The sequence below is a fragment of the Alkaliphilus transvaalensis ATCC 700919 genome (assembly GCF_000621485.1).
GTDB lineage: Bacteria > Bacillota > Clostridia > Peptostreptococcales > Natronincolaceae > Alkaliphilus > Alkaliphilus transvaalensis.
In genome coordinates this window covers 383,260-398,557 of record NZ_JHYF01000001.1, presented here as the reverse complement: position 1 = coordinate 398,557, position 15,298 = coordinate 383,260, and the positions used below count along the sequence as shown (strand labels likewise).

The window sequence follows — 15,298 nt, the reverse complement described above, 5'->3', positions numbered from 1 at the left end:
TCTACTCCTCCTTCAATAAGAGGCTTAGAATTTTATCGGCACTAATCACCTCTATGTCGTCAGGAACACTTTGCCCAGTCGTTAAATAAGAAATAGGTTTTTGTGTTTGCAATGCTGTATTAAGAATCGTACCATAGGTTGTTGCTTCATCTATTTTAGTAAGAATAATTTTAAAGTTATCAATAAAACCATAGGCCTTCAATATTTCTCGAATATCTTTGTTTTTTGCTGTACAGCTTACGACTAAATAAATTTCTTTTTCATCCAGCTGATTAAGGAGCAACTCAAGTTCCTTAACCTGCTCATGGTTCTTATGACTTCGGCCAGCTGTGTCTACCATAATAATGTCTTTATGGCTAAGCTTACTGACTGCTTGGTGGATGTCACCTGCCTCATAAATTACCTCAACAGGAACATTTAAAATTTCACTATAAATCTTAAGTTGCTCTACCGCTGCAATTCTGTAGGTGTCTGCACTAATAAAACCAATTTTCTTCCCTTCATTTAGCGAGTAATGGGCCGCTAATTTAGCAATGGTTGTGGTTTTACCCACTCCTGTAGGTCCTACAAAGAAAATTATCTTAGATTTTAAACCTTTTTCCTTACTAATGACCAATTGATCAATCATCGTACGCATTTTGTCTAATATAACCTGATCGTCTATCTCTTCTTGGTCATTCTTCATTAGATCGTTAATGATATTGGTTATTATCTCTTCATCTATTTCTTGCTCCTTCAATAGATGATAGAGTTTTTCGATATCCTTATTTTGAAAGTCTCTAATGGAATTTGGTAAGTCTTTTACATTTACTTTCTTTACAACAGTAGAGAGCATATTCTTAATTTCAGAGATTTCCTTAGTCAATCCTTCTTCAGTTGTTTTAGCCCCCCTCTTCTCTTGAGTTATCTGATTAGTATTTTTTTCAATAATGGCCTTTAATGCTTCTTCATGGGCTAGTGAGGGCTTCGGGGAATTATTTGACGCTAGATGATTATGTCGATTAATCGTCTGTACTGGTGGTCTCATTACTGGCTGTTGCGGTCTTACAGCAGTATCTTCCACAGCGGCAACAATTTCGATATAAGGTTTTTTAAACATTCCAAATAATCCTTTAGGCTTAACTTTTCTTTGGTGTAAAATGACTGCATCAGGACCTAATTCCGAACGTACTTTTGTCATTGCCTCGTGATTATTTGCTGCATTAATCTTTTTTACCTTCATCTATGCATTCACCATCCCTATTGATTCAATCTCAACTGTTGGTTCAACTTCATTATAGGATAACACCACTAAATCTGAAGTTAATTGCTCTGATAATCTCTTAAAGTATAATCTTACAATGGGAGCAGTGATAACGATAGGTTGCTCTCCCAAAGAGGTTAATTTTTGAACCTGATAGGATAAGTTATTTAACATCCTTTGAACAATATCAGGGTCAATAGAAACAAAGTTTCCACGATCTGTTTGTTGTATTGACTCTATGATTCTTTGCTCTAGGGTTTGGTCTAAGGTAATTACCTTTGTTGGCTGATTCATTATAAACTGTTTTGTAATGACTCTGGACAATGATTGTCGTACATACTCAGTTAACATGTCCGTATCTCTTGTCATATTTGAATAATCCGCCAAGGTTTCTAAAATAGTTACCATGTTTCTAATTGAGACACCTTCTTTTAGAAGATTCTTTAGTACTTTTTGTACATCTCCTAAAGACAATTGATTTGGTATTAGCTCGTCCACCAATGCTGGCTGATTTTCTTTAACATTATCAATCAATTTCTTAACCTCTTGTCGTCCAAGAAGCTCATGGGAATGTTTCTTAATAATTTCAGTAAGGTGGGTAGAAATAATTGAAGGTGGATCTACAACCGTGTAGCCAAATACTTCTGCCTTCTCTCTTTCCTGTTCGTTAATCCATTTAGCTGGTAATCCAAAGGCTGGTTCTATCGTATCAATACCCTCTAACTCACCATCAGCCATACCAGGGTTCATTGCTAAATAATGATCAAAGATAATTTCTCCAGCACTAATTTCGATTCCCTTAATTTTAATGATATATTGATTAGGCTCTAATTGTATATTATCCCTCAATCTTATCATTGGAACGATAATCCCTAGTTCTAAAGCACATTGACGACGAATCATCACAAGGCGGTCGAAAAGATCTCCCCCTTGACTCGTATCTGCCAAAGGAATAATCCCATATCCAAACTCTAGCTCAATGGGGTCAACATTTAGCAATGGTAGTACATTTTCAGGTTTTCTTTTTTCATCAGCTGCTTCTTCTATAACATCTGGCATGTCAATTTCTTCAGATTTTTTAATTTCTTTTCTAAGTTGAAAACCAAGATATATGAACATCAATGATAAAAAGAAAAACGGGAAAAATGGCAATGGTGTAAGGGCAAACCCAAATAATACTACTGAAATAATGAACATTACCTTAGGCTGATTAAATAGCTGCTTAATAACGTCAGTTCCTAAGTTACCTTCTGAAGCGGCCCTTGTTACAACAATCCCTGTGGCTGTAGAAATTAATAAAGCCGGGATTTGACTAGCTAAACCGTCCCCTACCGTTAATAGGGTGTACTTTTGAATTGATGAGGCAAAGTCTAGTCCCCCCATCCATCCAATAATGAAACCTGCAATAATATTAATAATTGTTATGATGATACCCGCTATGGCATCTCCTTTAACAAATTTACTTGCTCCATCCATAGCTCCATAAAAATCTGCTTCCCTTTGGGTTTTCTTTCTTCTTTCCCTTGCTTCACGATCATCAATTAAGCCTGCATTTAAATCTGCATCAATGGCCATCTGCTTACCAGGCATCGCATCAAGGGTAAATCTAGCTGCTACTTCTGCTACCCTTTCAGAACCTTTAGTTATTACTAAGAACTGAACAATGATAATAATTAAGAAGACGATGAATCCTACTAGGGCATCCCCTTGCATTACAAAGTCTCCAAAAGTATCAATTAGTCCCCCTGCTGTACCACTTGAAAGAATATATCTTGTAGTGGTAATATTTAAGGCTAGTCGGAACATGGTTGTAATTAATAGGATCGACGGAAAAATAGAAAACTGTAAAGCTTCTTCGGTGTACATGGATATAATCAAAATCAGTAGGGCCAATGAGATATTAAAACTTAATAACACATCCAATGCACCTAAAGGGATTGGGATTATAATAATGATTACGATGGCTATTACTGCTAGAACAACTAATATATCTCCAAACTTCATAATTGCCCCCCTTAGTATTTATTGTTAATCTTATAAACGTAGGCTAAAACTTCTGCCACAGCTTGATATAGTTCTGGTGGCACTGGTTCTCCTATTTCTACACTATCAAAAAGTGTTCTTGCTAAAGGCTTATTTTCCACTAATGGCACTTCATTCTCCTCTGCTATTTTCCTAATTTGAAGTGCGATCAGATCTGCCCCTTTAGCTACAACCCTTGGTGCTTGAAACATCTCAGGGCTATATTGTATTGCTATAGCAAAATGAGTCGGATTTGTGATAATAACATCTGCCTTGGGAACATCTTGCATCATCCGCCTCATGGATATTTGTCGTTGTTTTTCTCTAATCTTAGATTTAATCTGCGGGTTCCCCTCCGTTTGTTTATATTCTTCCTTAATCTCTTGTTTAGTCATTTTTAAGTTTTTGTTATGCTCATATTTTTGATAAATATAGTCTAGTATTGCTAAAAAAACTAGTATAATTCCGGCTCTAAATCCAATACCGATGGCAATTGTTCTTAAAGTCCCTACAATTGTTTCAATCCCCATACCAATCGAATTCATAATCGGATCTATTTGTCCTCTTACATAGCTGATGACAACATAACCAATAAAAATAATCTTTACAAAGGACTTACCAAGCTCAACTAAAGACTTCAATGATAAAATTCTCTTAAAACCTTCTATAGGGTTCAATTTACTAAACTTGATTGCTAAAGTCTTAGTAGTAAAGAGATAACCCACCTGCATATAGCTGGCAATTAAACCAATAAGAAAACAAATACCTGCTATAGGAAGGGTAATAATAAACATGTAATACATTGATGTAAGCATTAGTTGATAGATATTTCTTTGGGAGAATAGGTAATCTAAGTTTAAATATTCTTCAAAAATGTAAATGGTTAAACCCCTCATTGTATTTCCCATAAAGGAAGAAAAAAGACTGAAACCTGCAAAAGCCCCTAAAAGCATAAAGGCTGAGTTAACTTCTTTACTCTGTAAAACCTGCCCCTTTTCTCTAGAATCTTTAATTTTTTTCGGGGTAGGTTTTTCAGTCTTTTCCTCTGAAAACAGCTGTAAGTCAATGATAAATTCCATAACATCATCCTCTAGATAGGATTTTCAATACGTCAAATACTGCTGAAAACATTTTATCAAATAGCAACTCTGTAAATGGTAGTAAAAACTGCAATGAAATCATTACAGTAACAATCCCTACTATGATTTTAAGGGGTAGTCCAACAATAAAAACATTCATTTGCGGCATTGTTCTAGCTAATATTCCCAGTAAGATATTTGCTAAAAGTACCGTTATTAATACAGGAGCACTAAACTTAAAGGCTAAAATAAATACTTCAATCATAATATGATTAAGTTGTCCTATCATGTCGCTACCTATTGTAAAAGTAAATCCTACTGGTAAAAGTTGATAGCTGTCTGCTAAGATCCGAATTAATAAATGATGACCGTTCATTACAATGAATAGTAATGATACTAAATTATTATAAAAGTTACCCATTACAGGAACCTGAGTATTTGTTTGGGGATCAAAAACATTAACCATACCAAAACCCATTTGCGTATCAATGATGGTACCTGCTAAATAGAGGGCAGAAAAATACATAAAAGCTATAAAACCTATTATAATTCCTATCATAAATTCGATTATCGTATAATATGTCAATTGCCAAAATCCATTAATTTCAAGTAAAAAACCATCACCTAAAATAGGTAATAAAATAAAGGATATTGCCACAGAAAAACCAATTTTCATTGGCATTGGAAAGTTATTTCGGGCAAAAACCGGTGCTGCAACAAAAATCCCTGTAATTCTTATTAAAATAAGAATAAATAAGTTAAAATTCATTAATACTAAATCTGTTAATTGTTCCATAGTCAACCACGCTTTACTGTATAAAACTGCTTAGATTATTAAACAAAGAAGCAGTAAAATTTAATATTACCGATAACATCCATGGTCCAAATATAACGATTGAAGCAAATATTGCTATAATCTTAGGAATAAAGGCTAATGTAGCTTCCTGTATCTGGGTGGTTGCCTGAAAAATACTAACTGCCAGACCTACAATCAAACCTACTCCTAACATTGGTGCAGATAAAATTAAAATTGTATATAATGTCTGTTGTCCTAATTCTATTACCATTGCTTCATTCATCAAATCACCTCAAATTAGTTAAAACCTACAATTAATGACCTTATTAAAATATTCCAACCATCCACCATGATAAATAAGAGTAATTTAAATGGTAGTGAAATCATTGCTGGTGGTAACATCATCATACCCATCGACATCAGAGTACTTGCTACAACCATATCAATTACAATAAAGGGTATGAATAAGATAAAGCCTAACTGAAATGCTGTTTTAAGTTCACTAATAATAAAGGCTGGAATTAAAGTCGATGTTGGTATGTCATCAAGACTGTCGGGCACTTCGCTATTAGCTATCTCCATAAATAATGCTAGATCTTTTTCTCTCGTTTGTCTGAACATGAACTCCCTAAGGGGTTTCATTGCTGCGTCTAAGGCTTCAGTGTCTGAAATCTCTTCTGCCAAATAGGGCTGTATCGCATTGGCGTTAATTTCAGAGGCTATAGGAGCCATAATAAAAAAAGTTAGAAATAAAGCTAATCCAATTATCACCTGAGTTGGAGGTGTTTGTTGGGTTGATATGGCATTTCTTAAAAAGGAAAGTACAATAATTATTCTTGTAAAGCCTGTCATCATTAATAAAATTGATGGGGCAATAGATAGTATTGTTAAAATAAATAAAATCTGAATAGAAGATGCTACCTGTTGAGGTGAGTCAGCCGTTTCAATATTTAGACCAATACTTGGAAATGGCACTGAAGGCTGTCCGTATGCTTCCATTGGACCAAAAAAGGATATTATCAATAATACTATTATTAATAGGTTTATCTTTGTCATGTATTTTGTTTTAGTTCTATTTTTAGTCTTCATCTGTATGATCCTCATCACCTTTTTTAAGGGTAGATTTTATTCCTACACTCTTTATCTTATTTAACAAAAGTTCTATTGGTATTGGTTGCTGCTGTGGTTTAATTTCTTCTAATACTTTTGACCTTTTTTGATGCCATTCAACAGAATCAAGGGTGTCTAGCAATATTAACTGCTTCCCTTGATTTGCTAAAATATATACTTTAGAGTTAATTTCAATTATTGTGATGCTTACTTGTAACCCAATACTGGATTTTTCAAGTACTTTTATTGTAGAATTTTTTACAAAGCGATTAGATTTTTTTCCGATGATGATGGTTGTAAAGTAGGCAAGGAAAATCACAAAGCCTACTGCCATCAACATCGAAAAAAATGTAAGTATTTGATCAATCATACCTTCACCGGGCTTAGCCCATTACTTTCTTAACTGCTTCGATAACACGGTCCGCCTGAAAGGGCTTTACGATAAAATCCTTTGCACCTGCTTGTATTGCTTCAATAACCATAGCCTGTTGTCCCATTGCAGAACACATAATTACCTTAGCATTAGGATCAATTTTTTTAATTTCTTTAACCGCTTGAATACCATCTACTTCTGGCATCGTAATATCCATAATAGTAAGGGCTGGTTGAAGCTCCTTAAATTTTTCTACTGCCTTTGCCCCATTTTCAGCTTCCCCTAATACTTCAAACCCATTCTTTGATAATACATCTTTTATCATCATTCCCATGAATGCTGCATCATCAACTATTAAAATTCCTTTAGACATCAGAAACTCCTCCTTGTATTTGTTTTAATAAGTACGTCTAAATAAAATCAATTTCGACAGAAAACGTCTCAATAGTATTATATAATTATAGCTAACCTGTTTTCAATGAATTTTAATAGTATATTAAAATTATTGATATTTTTTATTGGCTAATTGTTACAAAAGCCTATATTTTCCCCAATCTTTTGGAAGAATTAACAATATCAGTAATACGAATACCATAGTTTTCATCGATAACAACTACCTCACCTTTAGCCACATATTGACCGTTAACTAAAATATCTAGAGGTTCTCCTACTAATTTATCAAGTTCTAAAATTGTTCCTGGTCCAAATTCTAGAATCTCACTAATTCTTTTGCTTGTTCGTCCAAGCTCTACAGTAATGTTTAGCGGTACATCTTGGATAAGATCTATATTAACTGGAACTCCTTTAGCACTTGGCTCATCAAAAGATTGAAATTGCAATGGTTGGACATTTACAGGATTAGTAGCCTGAGGTCTTTGTTGTTCTACAACTGCCTCCTGTCTATGTTCTGTCATTGGTGCAGCAGCCCTTGGTTGTTCTTGTTGTGGTTCTCCTCTTCTAACTGGCGGAGGTGTAGCTGGTGATGCCACTGGCTTAGAAGGTGGAGCTATTTCTTGTTCTACACCATAACTACTCATCAACTTTTCAATCATCTCTTTACCAAATTGTAAAGGAATTAACTGCATAATCTCACTATCAATTAAAGTGCCAATTTCCATTCTAAAGGAAATCTTAATAAAACTCATGGTAAACTCTGGGAATATCTCAGTGAAACTCTCAGAATTAAAGTCCATGCTGAATACCCTAGGGGGATAAATATCAATCTTTTTAGAGAACATTTCAGATAATGAAGTTGAGGCAGAGCCTACCATTTGATTCATAGCTTCGCTAATGGCACTTAGGTGTAGCTCTGACAAAGGATCAGGGCTAATACTACCACTACCACCCATCATTAAATCTGTTATAATTTTTACATCATCCTCTTGAAGAATTAAAACATTTAACCCTTCTAAACCCTCTTTATATTTAACGTCTACAGCCACAAAAGGTAAAATATGTTGATTGGATAGTTCATTAATATCTATTATCGATACCTTTGGAGTTGTAATGTTTACTCTATTACCTAATAAAGTAGATAACGCTGTTGCAGCAGTTCCCATACTTATATTACCAATTTCTCCTATGGCATCCTTTTCGTCTTCAGTAAAGTACTCTTCTTCTACATCATTTTTGCTGCTGGTGGATGACCCACTTCCAGTTAGTAGTGCATCTATTTCTTCTTGGGATAGCATATCACTCATCATCTAGTTCATCTCCTTTCTTGTCAATCCTTGTAATCCTAACAGCTAATCTGTTTTTAGCAGTTCCAGGCACACCATAATATTTCTGTTTATTTCCTACTAAAAGTTCGATTTCTCTATTAACTAGATTATCTAACATAATGACATCGCCTTTTTGTAGCTCCAGAAAGTCTTTTACAGTAATACGGGTACTACCAAGCACAGCAGAAATGTTAATATTACTTTTCTCAACCCGTTTTTTTAGGGTAAGTTTATCTGTTTCTGTAACAGATTTGCTGATACTAGAAAACCAAAACTTAGTACTTAATTTTTCTAGTATTGGTTCTATTACTATATGGGGAATACAAACATTCATCATCCCTTCAACTTCACCTATTTTTAAACTAAGGGTAATTAAGGCTACAGTTTCGTTGGGTGAGACAATTTGTATAAACTGGGAATTGGTTTCAATTTTATCCAGTTTTGGTTGAAGTTCAATTACATTCTCCCAAGGATCAATCATCAAATCTAATATTTGCTTCATTAATTTCTTGATTAATGTTGCTTCTATTTCTGTAAAGGAACGCTTTTCATCAAAGTTTTTTCCAAGTCCCCCCAATATACGATCTATGAAAGTAAAAGCAATTGATGGCGATATCTCTAGTACAATTTGACCTGACAATGGATAAGGATTTACAACCCCAAGAACCGCAGGATTAACAATTGAGTTACTATATTCATAATAAGATAATTCCTCAACATTTAATACCTCTGTGTGAATATAGCTTCTTAGGTATCCTGACAGGAAGGTGTTTAAAACCCTTGAAAAATTCTCATGGATAATTTGAAGGGTTCTAAGTTGATCTTTAGCCAATTTTTTTGGACTCTTAAAATCATAGGACCTTACCTTTTTTTCTTGCTTATCTTCTTTGATTTCTTCTACGTCAACCTCTCCAGTGCCTATAGCTTTAAGCAAGGCGTCGATTTCATTTTGTGATAATATGTCCGACAACTACTTCACCTCCTACTGGATAATGTAGTCGATAAAATAAATATTCGTAATTTCATCTGAATTCACTACCCTAATAACTAGCTCTTTAATTTCATCCCTTAAATCATCTAGTCCTTTTTGGTCTAAAAGATCCTCAGGTTTTTTTGCTATTAACGTTTGTATAACGCCATCTCTTAACTCTGTATTCTTCTCTTCAAACTTGCTTACTAACCTTTTATTGGTGGTCTCTATTATAATAGATCCTCTAAAATGAGACCGAGTACTACTTAAATTTGTTGTAAAATCTTCTAAAGCATATTCATAGGTTTTTACAACCCGATTAACACTTTCTGTATTCCTAAAAAATGCAAAGTAAGCTATTGTTCCGAAAAATATACCAGAAAACACAAATCCTATTAGAGCATAAGTAATTAATTTTTTAGTATCCATAAATCATCCTCCAATTTATCTAGGGTTAGAAATTGAATCTTCTGACCTTAAAATAACAATGTCAACCCGTCTATTTTTAGCTTTTCCTGTCTCAGTTTCATTACTGGTTACTGGATGATATTCTCCGTATCCAGAAGCTGAGAAACGACGGGGCTCTAGTTCCATCTCCTCTACAAGGAAACGTACGACATTGGCAGCTCTAGCAACGGATAATTCCCAATTGGTTTCAAACCTAGAATTACGCCGCAAAGGATCTGTATCAGTATGGCCCTCGATTCTAACAAACTTCGATTCAAATTCTTCATCCTCTAGAAATTCTGATAAGTAAATTAAAACTTCTTTCGATGGTTCCTTAATAATGGCACTCCCTGAATCGAAGAGAACATTATCTTGAAACCTAAGGACTAAGCCTCTCATTTCAAGAGTAACTAAGATATCCGTATCTAAGCCTCTTTCAATTAAGAATTCCTCTAATAGGTCCTTCAGTTTTAACAAATCCTCTTCTTGCTGTTCTTGACTTCTTTCATCTGTTGGAAGTTCACCAGCCAATGTATCTGGATTAACTGATCTTCCTGAGTCTAAAATGCCTAACGAACCTTGAAAGGATTGTATTATGGCCTGAAACTTTTGAACATCTATTTCTGAGAAAGAAAACAGTAGTACAAAGAAACATAGAAGTAGTGTTACCATATCACCATAGGTAGTCATCCATAATGGTGCACCTTTTGGTGCTTCTTCTTCTCCACCTCTTCTTCTAGCCATTTTCACCAACGCCTTCCTGTTTAGCAGCTAAACCTTCCCTTAACTTTGGTGGTAGGAATGCTTTAAGCTTTTCTTCTATAATTCTAGGATTCTCCCCAGCCTGTATTGAGAGTAACCCCTCCACCATAATCTCTTTTCTTAAAATTTCTTCTCGACTTCTTAATTTAAGCTTGTTGGCAATCGGAAGAAATAGTAGGTTCGCTAGCAAAGAACCATAAAAGGTTGTAATTAATGCAACTGCCATAGACGGACCTATGGTTGAAGGATCGTCTAATGCCCTTAACATATTTATTAGTCCGATAAGGGTACCTATCATACCAAAAGCTGGTGCATAAGCCCCCATGGCTTCAAAAATTCCCTGTCCATTTTTATGACGTTCTTCTGCGAAGGCAAGCTCTGTTTCCAAAAGATTTCTAACCAACTCGGGGTCAGTACCATCGACGATTAACATAACTCCCTTTTTAAGAAAAGAATCGTCAACATTTTCTGAAGCTTCTTCTAATGCTAATAAGCCTTCTTTACGGGCAATATTAGCCAAGTTAATGATCTTTTGAATAATATTACTTGGGTCCTCTTGTTTATGGGTAAATGCTTTAGAGACAACCTTCATGGCCTCTAAAACTTTTTGCATTGGATAGGCTACGAATGTAGCTGCAACTGTTCCCCCTAATACAATCAAGATAGAAGATAGGTTAAAGTACATTGAAATATCTCCATCTGTTACAATCCCCATTACTACAAACGCTAATCCTACTAAAATCCCAATTATCGTTGCTAAATCCAAAACTACACCTCATTTCTATGGTTCAATATTTTTTAATGAATGTCCGGCATAAATTTTTTGTTTGTAAGCTATTACTTTGTTTATAATATCAGTGCTTGAGTCCAAAACTAAAAATTTATGTCCATTTGTTAGGGTGATTATCGTATCTGGTGTTTCCTCCACTAGCTCAATTAGTTCTGCATTAATAATAACATCGGTTCTATTAAGCCTTTTTACTTTAATCATGAACATCTTCCTTTTTTATTCCCTGGGTGACTAGCACCCAGGGAATTAACTATAATCAAAAGCTAAACCATTAAATTGGCTTATCGTTTCATGTTTACAACTTCTTGTAACATTTCATCGCTAGTACTGATGATTCTTGAGTTAGCTTGGAAACCTCTTTGGGTGGTAATCATGTTTGTAAATTCTCTAGACAGGTCTACGTTAGACATTTCTAAAGCCCCTGGAACCAAGTTACCGAAACCGCCAGCCCCTGGAACACCTACCATTGCTTGACCAGAGTTAGCAGTTGTTCTATAAAGGTTTGAAGCTGTTTTCTCAAGTCCTGCTGGGTTTTTAAAGTTAGCTAATGCAATTTGACCTAATAATCTTCTTTGTCCATTATCGAAGACTCCAATAATTTCACCTGTAGAAGCTATTGTAAAATCATCTAATGTTCCTTGTTTATAACCATCGATATCGGTAGCAGATGCTGTAGAAGTATTGGCAAACATCGTTAACTTTGAAAAATCTATTTCAAAATTAACTGGACCGGCGCCATTGGTCAAAGTTTCTCCAATTTCTAAAGTCAATGTTGTTGTACCACCAGTATCAATTCTACCGTTTGTACCAAATCCTATTGAAGGATTAACCCCTGTAAATGGATCTGCTCCTTCTGCGTGATACATACTTCCGTCTGGATGAATATAGAAGGATTCAACTGCGAATTCACTTGGATCATTACCAGTTTTGATAAAGACTTGCTTAATTCTATGGATTCCCCCAAGGTTGTCGTAAACTTCAAAAGTGGTCTCCCTTGCTACAGTATTCTCAAATTCTGGATTGATTTCGTAAATAAACCCACTTTGTCCAGGATGGGCCTTCACTATGTATACAGCATCTGTATCGGCTACATCACCAGAAACTGTATTGCCTGCAGTACTTACTTTCGTTTCACTATTTAAATTCCCCTCGAAACCTACTTTTTCAGTAATTTTAGCATCAAAGGTAGTAGCCTTCGAAATTTGTAAGCCCTCAATATTAGACTTCAGCATACCATTTTCATCAGCCATATAACCTAAAATTCTATAACCATCAGCAGTTACTAAGTTTCCTGCTTGATCTAAAGCAAAGTTACCTGCTCTTGTATAGCTTCTATTTAAGAAATTAGCGTCATCTGAAACAATGAAGAAACCATCTCCATTTACCATTAAATCGGTATTGTAGTCGGTTCTTTCAACTGCCCCTCTAATATGAAAAGTATCCATAGAAGCTACATTGATTCCTAAACCAACTTGTTGTGGGTTAGTCCCACCACGTCCATCTTGAGGAGAACCTGCTCCACGAAGGGTTTGACTAAATACTTCTTGGAAAGTAACTCTCGAACCCTTGAAACCTACAGTATTTACATTGGCAATATTATTACCGATAACATCCATTCTAGTTTGGTGGGCTCTTAATCCCGATACAGCAGAAAACATTGATCTCATCATAATTAACGACCTCCAATCATTTAATTGGTGCTCCATTCCCTCCTTCATTCAGAAATGGTAAGCCTCCTAGTAGGTCCGGCTTAGACAATTACAGCACCGTCTATATTTGTAAAAACATTATCCTTTAACTGTTCTTCTACAGCTGCAGTTATTACTGTTTTGTTTGAGACACTCGCAACAAACACCCGATTATCCATCATAATTAAAGTCTCTTTAATTCCTTTTTGCGATGCAATATTTAAAGCTTGATCTAGCCTTCCAAGATCTTGAGGTGTTAGTTGAATATTTCTTTTCTCAAGTCTTTCCATCGCATGCTTCGAGAATTTCAAATCTTTATTTTGATTAACCTTCTGTTGAAGTATCTTATCAAAATTTGAATGATCCTTATAACTATGTTTAGCTTGATTAATCTTAGATTGTTGTAAGGAGTTAGCTTTGATTTTAATATCATTGTACAAGGGTATCCCTCCTAACACTTCCTTTGTACCTATTCCCCCTGTCCTTCTTCCACTTCTCCATTTGACCCATCGGATTCGTCTGGTACCTCAACCTCAACATGGTCGATATTCAGCTTATCAGCAATTGCCTTCATATTTGCATTAATCGCATCTAAGGTGCTTGCTATCGTTGTTTGACTCTTAACCATGTTATTGTTCATTTGGGTAATATGATCTATCACTGTTAACTGTGTGCTGGATAAGGTATCATTTAAATTTTGCATTTGTTCTAAAGCAGAGAATTGAGCCATTTGGGCAATAAAATCTCTATCTTCCATTGGATTTAATGGATCTTGGTTTTGCATCTGAGTAATTAGTAACTTTAAAAAAGCATCTTTACCGATATCATTATTCTTGTTACTACTGTTTTTGGTACCATCATATAAGTCTTTGTAATACAAGTCCTTAGTTTCATTGGTTACATTAGTTGGCATTTACGTTTCCCTCCTTTATGCTAGTCCATTAATTTTCGATGTTACTAAGTATGGATTAGTTGTACTGGCCTCTTGAAGGTACTCCATACTATGTAATCCGTTGTTGATCTCTGCTTTATTCACTCTTTTAAGCTTCATCTTACCTTTTTGTTGATGAAAAGATTTAGCACCACTAAAATCCTGCTGATTATGGCCAACTGCAACTTCTAATTTAGTAATACTGATTCCTTTATCCCCTAGGGCAATCCGTAGTTGATCAAGATTAGCATCAATCAATTCTTTAATCTGTTGGTTTTCAGCATACATTTTAGCAGTTACATTTCCCTTCTCAACTGTAATGTTAATGTGTAGGCTACCAAGATTTTCTGGCATAAGTTGAATCTTCATTTCACTTTTACCATTCTGTGTTAGAATCTTTGCCTTATTTGCCACTTCTTCTATTAGTACTTTTGGATCGACATTGATACTTTCATCATCTACTAGTTGTTGAATGACCTGTTGAAATTGTTTACTACCATCTACAGGTATTTCTCCAGTTAAAGGAGATGGTTCACTGCCCTCTTCGATACTGATGTTGTCATTATTATCGATGTTTTTTTCATTCTTCATGGATTCCTTCTGCTGAAGATTAATTTCTGTCTCAATAATACCTTCATAGCTTTCAATAAACCCTTCTGGTAGACCTTCTCCCTGAAGGGACCCAGTAGTTTGAGGGAGTATTTCCTGCTGTGGAAGTAGTTTCGTTTCATCTATACTCTCTTTAACAATCGGCGTAGTTAAGATTTCTTTCACTTCATCTTGTAAAAGGAATTTGTCAAGTAATGGAGCTATGTCTTTAATGGTTTCTAAGTCAAGATCTAGGTCTTGAACTAAAGATTCCATTTCTAGGAGTATTTGTTTAAGTCCATCATTACTTTCCTTTAACTGATTCTCCATCAAACTTAGATCAACAGTGGCTAAAATCTCATTAATTTCCTCTAATCCATCTTCTAATGAAACATTTTCCTCCTGCACCTGAATCAAAATTAAATTTAGCTGCTGAATTAAAGCTTCTACTTCAGTGATTTCTTCATCCTTAAGAGGACTATTTTCTTTTTCTACTGTAGCTATTTCTTTAGAAACTTTTGAATCTTTATTGGTTTGTTGCCTTTGTTCAACTGAAGTGTTGGAAGAGGAAGTAGTGGCTGTTGCTTCCTGACTTTGATTTGACTCGCTTAACTTTTGAGTAAATAAGTCAGCAAAGGTTTTATTTGATTCAGCCCCTTTGACACCTTTAAGGGATTGTTGGTTCCCCATTGACATTGAAGATAATAGCATATCTATTTTCATTTTTTCACCTCCTTTCAATAATTTTTATTTAAGCTTAATTATTTTTTAACTTAAT

18 protein-coding genes are annotated in these 15,298 nt (G+C 35.0%); all 18 read right to left on the bottom strand.

Annotated elements, in window-relative coordinates; translation table 11 throughout:
- Nucleotide 1: 1 nt before the first annotated feature.
- Nucleotides 2-1,222, bottom strand: a complete 1,221-nt coding sequence (gene flhF, locus T335_RS0101800; protein ID WP_026476019.1) for a flagellar biosynthesis protein FlhF — start codon at nucleotides 1,220-1,222, stop codon at nucleotides 2-4.
- Entirely contained in the window at nucleotides 1,223-3,247 is a 2,025-nt protein-coding gene (gene flhA / locus T335_RS0101795) for a flagellar biosynthesis protein FlhA (RefSeq protein WP_026476018.1), read from the bottom strand.
- An 11-nt stretch (nucleotides 3,248-3,258) separates the two neighbouring features.
- Nucleotides 3,259-4,344 carry a flagellar biosynthesis protein FlhB gene (gene flhB, locus T335_RS0101790; protein ID WP_026476017.1) on the bottom strand — a complete coding sequence of 362 codons (1,086 nt, stop codon included), beginning with the start codon at nucleotides 4,342-4,344 and terminating at the stop codon, nucleotides 3,259-3,261.
- A 4-nt stretch (nucleotides 4,345-4,348) separates the two neighbouring features.
- Nucleotides 4,349-5,140: a flagellar biosynthetic protein FliR gene (gene fliR / locus T335_RS0101785; protein ID WP_026476016.1), complete on the bottom strand. Its 792-nt coding sequence runs from the start codon at nucleotides 5,138-5,140 to the stop codon at nucleotides 4,349-4,351.
- Nucleotides 5,141-5,153: 13 nt separating this feature from the next.
- Nucleotides 5,154-5,423: a flagellar biosynthesis protein FliQ gene (gene fliQ, locus T335_RS0101780; RefSeq protein ID WP_026476015.1), complete on the bottom strand. Its 270-nt coding sequence runs from the start codon at nucleotides 5,421-5,423 to the stop codon at nucleotides 5,154-5,156.
- 14 nt (nucleotides 5,424-5,437) lie between these two features.
- Nucleotides 5,438-6,229 (bottom strand): flagellar type III secretion system pore protein FliP, encoded by a 792-nt coding sequence (gene fliP / locus T335_RS0101775; RefSeq protein WP_242837234.1) that lies wholly within the window; start codon nucleotides 6,227-6,229, stop codon nucleotides 5,438-5,440.
- On the bottom strand, nucleotides 6,219-6,620 hold the full coding sequence (locus T335_RS0101770; RefSeq protein WP_026476013.1) for a flagellar biosynthetic protein FliO: 402 nt from the start codon (nucleotides 6,618-6,620) through the stop codon (nucleotides 6,219-6,221). Before T335_RS0101770 ends, fliP begins: the two co-directional genes overlap by 11 nt.
- Before the next feature lie 13 nt (nucleotides 6,621-6,633).
- Nucleotides 6,634-6,996, bottom strand: coding sequence for a response regulator (locus T335_RS0101765; RefSeq protein WP_026476012.1), 363 nt, complete (start codon nucleotides 6,994-6,996; stop codon nucleotides 6,634-6,636).
- 166 nt (nucleotides 6,997-7,162) lie between these two features.
- On the bottom strand, nucleotides 7,163-8,323 hold the full coding sequence (gene fliY / locus T335_RS0101760; RefSeq protein ID WP_026476011.1) for a flagellar motor switch phosphatase FliY: 1,161 nt from the start codon (nucleotides 8,321-8,323) through the stop codon (nucleotides 7,163-7,165).
- Nucleotides 8,316-9,314 carry a flagellar motor switch protein FliM gene (gene fliM / locus T335_RS0101755; RefSeq protein ID WP_026476010.1) on the bottom strand — a complete coding sequence of 333 codons (999 nt, stop codon included), beginning with the start codon at nucleotides 9,312-9,314 and terminating at the stop codon, nucleotides 8,316-8,318. Before fliM ends, fliY begins: the two co-directional genes overlap by 8 nt.
- Nucleotides 9,315-9,326: 12 nt before the next feature.
- Nucleotides 9,327-9,743: a flagellar basal body-associated FliL family protein gene (locus T335_RS0101750; protein ID WP_026476009.1), complete on the bottom strand. Its 417-nt coding sequence runs from the start codon at nucleotides 9,741-9,743 to the stop codon at nucleotides 9,327-9,329.
- Between the two features lie 15 nt (nucleotides 9,744-9,758).
- Nucleotides 9,759-10,505 (bottom strand): flagellar motor protein MotB, encoded by a 747-nt coding sequence (locus T335_RS0101745; RefSeq protein ID WP_034327506.1) that lies wholly within the window; start codon nucleotides 10,503-10,505, stop codon nucleotides 9,759-9,761.
- Nucleotides 10,498-11,289 carry a flagellar motor protein gene (locus T335_RS0101740; protein ID WP_026476007.1) on the bottom strand — a complete coding sequence of 264 codons (792 nt, stop codon included), beginning with the start codon at nucleotides 11,287-11,289 and terminating at the stop codon, nucleotides 10,498-10,500. The genes T335_RS0101745 and T335_RS0101740 overlap by 8 nt, the downstream gene beginning before the upstream one ends.
- Nucleotides 11,290-11,304: 15 nt before the next feature.
- Nucleotides 11,305-11,514, bottom strand: coding sequence for a flagellar FlbD family protein (locus T335_RS0101735; RefSeq protein WP_026476006.1), 210 nt, complete (start codon nucleotides 11,512-11,514; stop codon nucleotides 11,305-11,307).
- An 80-nt stretch (nucleotides 11,515-11,594) separates the two neighbouring features.
- Nucleotides 11,595-13,031, bottom strand: a complete 1,437-nt coding sequence (locus T335_RS0101730; RefSeq protein WP_051569081.1) for a flagellar hook protein FlgE — start codon at nucleotides 13,029-13,031, stop codon at nucleotides 11,595-11,597.
- Between the two features lie 32 nt (nucleotides 13,032-13,063).
- Nucleotides 13,064-13,441, bottom strand: a complete 378-nt coding sequence (locus T335_RS0101725) for a TIGR02530 family flagellar biosynthesis protein (protein WP_051569080.1) — start codon at nucleotides 13,439-13,441, stop codon at nucleotides 13,064-13,066.
- 29 nt (nucleotides 13,442-13,470) lie between these two features.
- Nucleotides 13,471-13,914 carry a flagellar hook capping FlgD N-terminal domain-containing protein gene (locus T335_RS19625; protein ID WP_084280850.1) on the bottom strand — a complete coding sequence of 148 codons (444 nt, stop codon included), beginning with the start codon at nucleotides 13,912-13,914 and terminating at the stop codon, nucleotides 13,471-13,473.
- Between the two features lie 15 nt (nucleotides 13,915-13,929).
- Nucleotides 13,930-15,243: a flagellar hook-length control protein FliK gene (locus T335_RS0101715; RefSeq protein ID WP_026476003.1), complete on the bottom strand. Its 1,314-nt coding sequence runs from the start codon at nucleotides 15,241-15,243 to the stop codon at nucleotides 13,930-13,932.
- Nucleotides 15,244-15,298: the final 55 nt, after the last annotated feature.

Coding starts and splice junctions, on each gene's coding strand:
- flhF (WP_026476019.1), bottom strand. CDS start 1,222: ATGAAGGTAAAAAAGATTAATGCAGCAAATAATCACGAGGCAATGACA.
- flhA (WP_026476018.1), bottom strand. CDS start 3,247: ATGAAGTTTGGAGATATATTAGTTGTTCTAGCAGTAATAGCCATCGTA.
- flhB (WP_026476017.1), bottom strand. CDS start 4,344: ATGGAATTTATCATTGACTTACAGCTGTTTTCAGAGGAAAAGACTGAA.
- fliR (WP_026476016.1), bottom strand. CDS start 5,140: ATGGAACAATTAACAGATTTAGTATTAATGAATTTTAACTTATTTATT.
- fliQ (WP_026476015.1), bottom strand. CDS start 5,423: ATGAATGAAGCAATGGTAATAGAATTAGGACAACAGACATTATATACA.
- fliP (WP_242837234.1), bottom strand. CDS start 6,229: ATGAAGACTAAAAATAGAACTAAAACAAAATACATGACAAAGATAAAC.
- T335_RS0101770 (WP_026476013.1), bottom strand. CDS start 6,620: ATGATTGATCAAATACTTACATTTTTTTCGATGTTGATGGCAGTAGGC.
- T335_RS0101765 (WP_026476012.1), bottom strand. CDS start 6,996: ATGTCTAAAGGAATTTTAATAGTTGATGATGCAGCATTCATGGGAATG.
- fliY (WP_026476011.1), bottom strand. CDS start 8,323: ATGAGTGATATGCTATCCCAAGAAGAAATAGATGCACTACTAACTGGA.
- T335_RS0101750 (WP_026476009.1), bottom strand. CDS start 9,743: ATGGATACTAAAAAATTAATTACTTATGCTCTAATAGGATTTGTGTTT.
- T335_RS0101745 (WP_034327506.1), bottom strand. CDS start 10,505: ATGGCTAGAAGAAGAGGTGGAGAAGAAGAAGCACCAAAAGGTGCACCA.
- T335_RS0101735 (WP_026476006.1), bottom strand. CDS start 11,514: ATGATTAAAGTAAAAAGGCTTAATAGAACCGATGTTATTATTAATGCA.
- T335_RS0101730 (WP_051569081.1), bottom strand. CDS start 13,031: ATGAAGGAGGGAATGGAGCACCAATTAAATGATTGGAGGTCGTTAATT.
- T335_RS19625 (WP_084280850.1), bottom strand. CDS start 13,914: ATGCCAACTAATGTAACCAATGAAACTAAGGACTTGTATTACAAAGAC.
- T335_RS0101715 (WP_026476003.1), bottom strand. CDS start 15,243: ATGAAAATAGATATGCTATTATCTTCAATGTCAATGGGGAACCAACAA.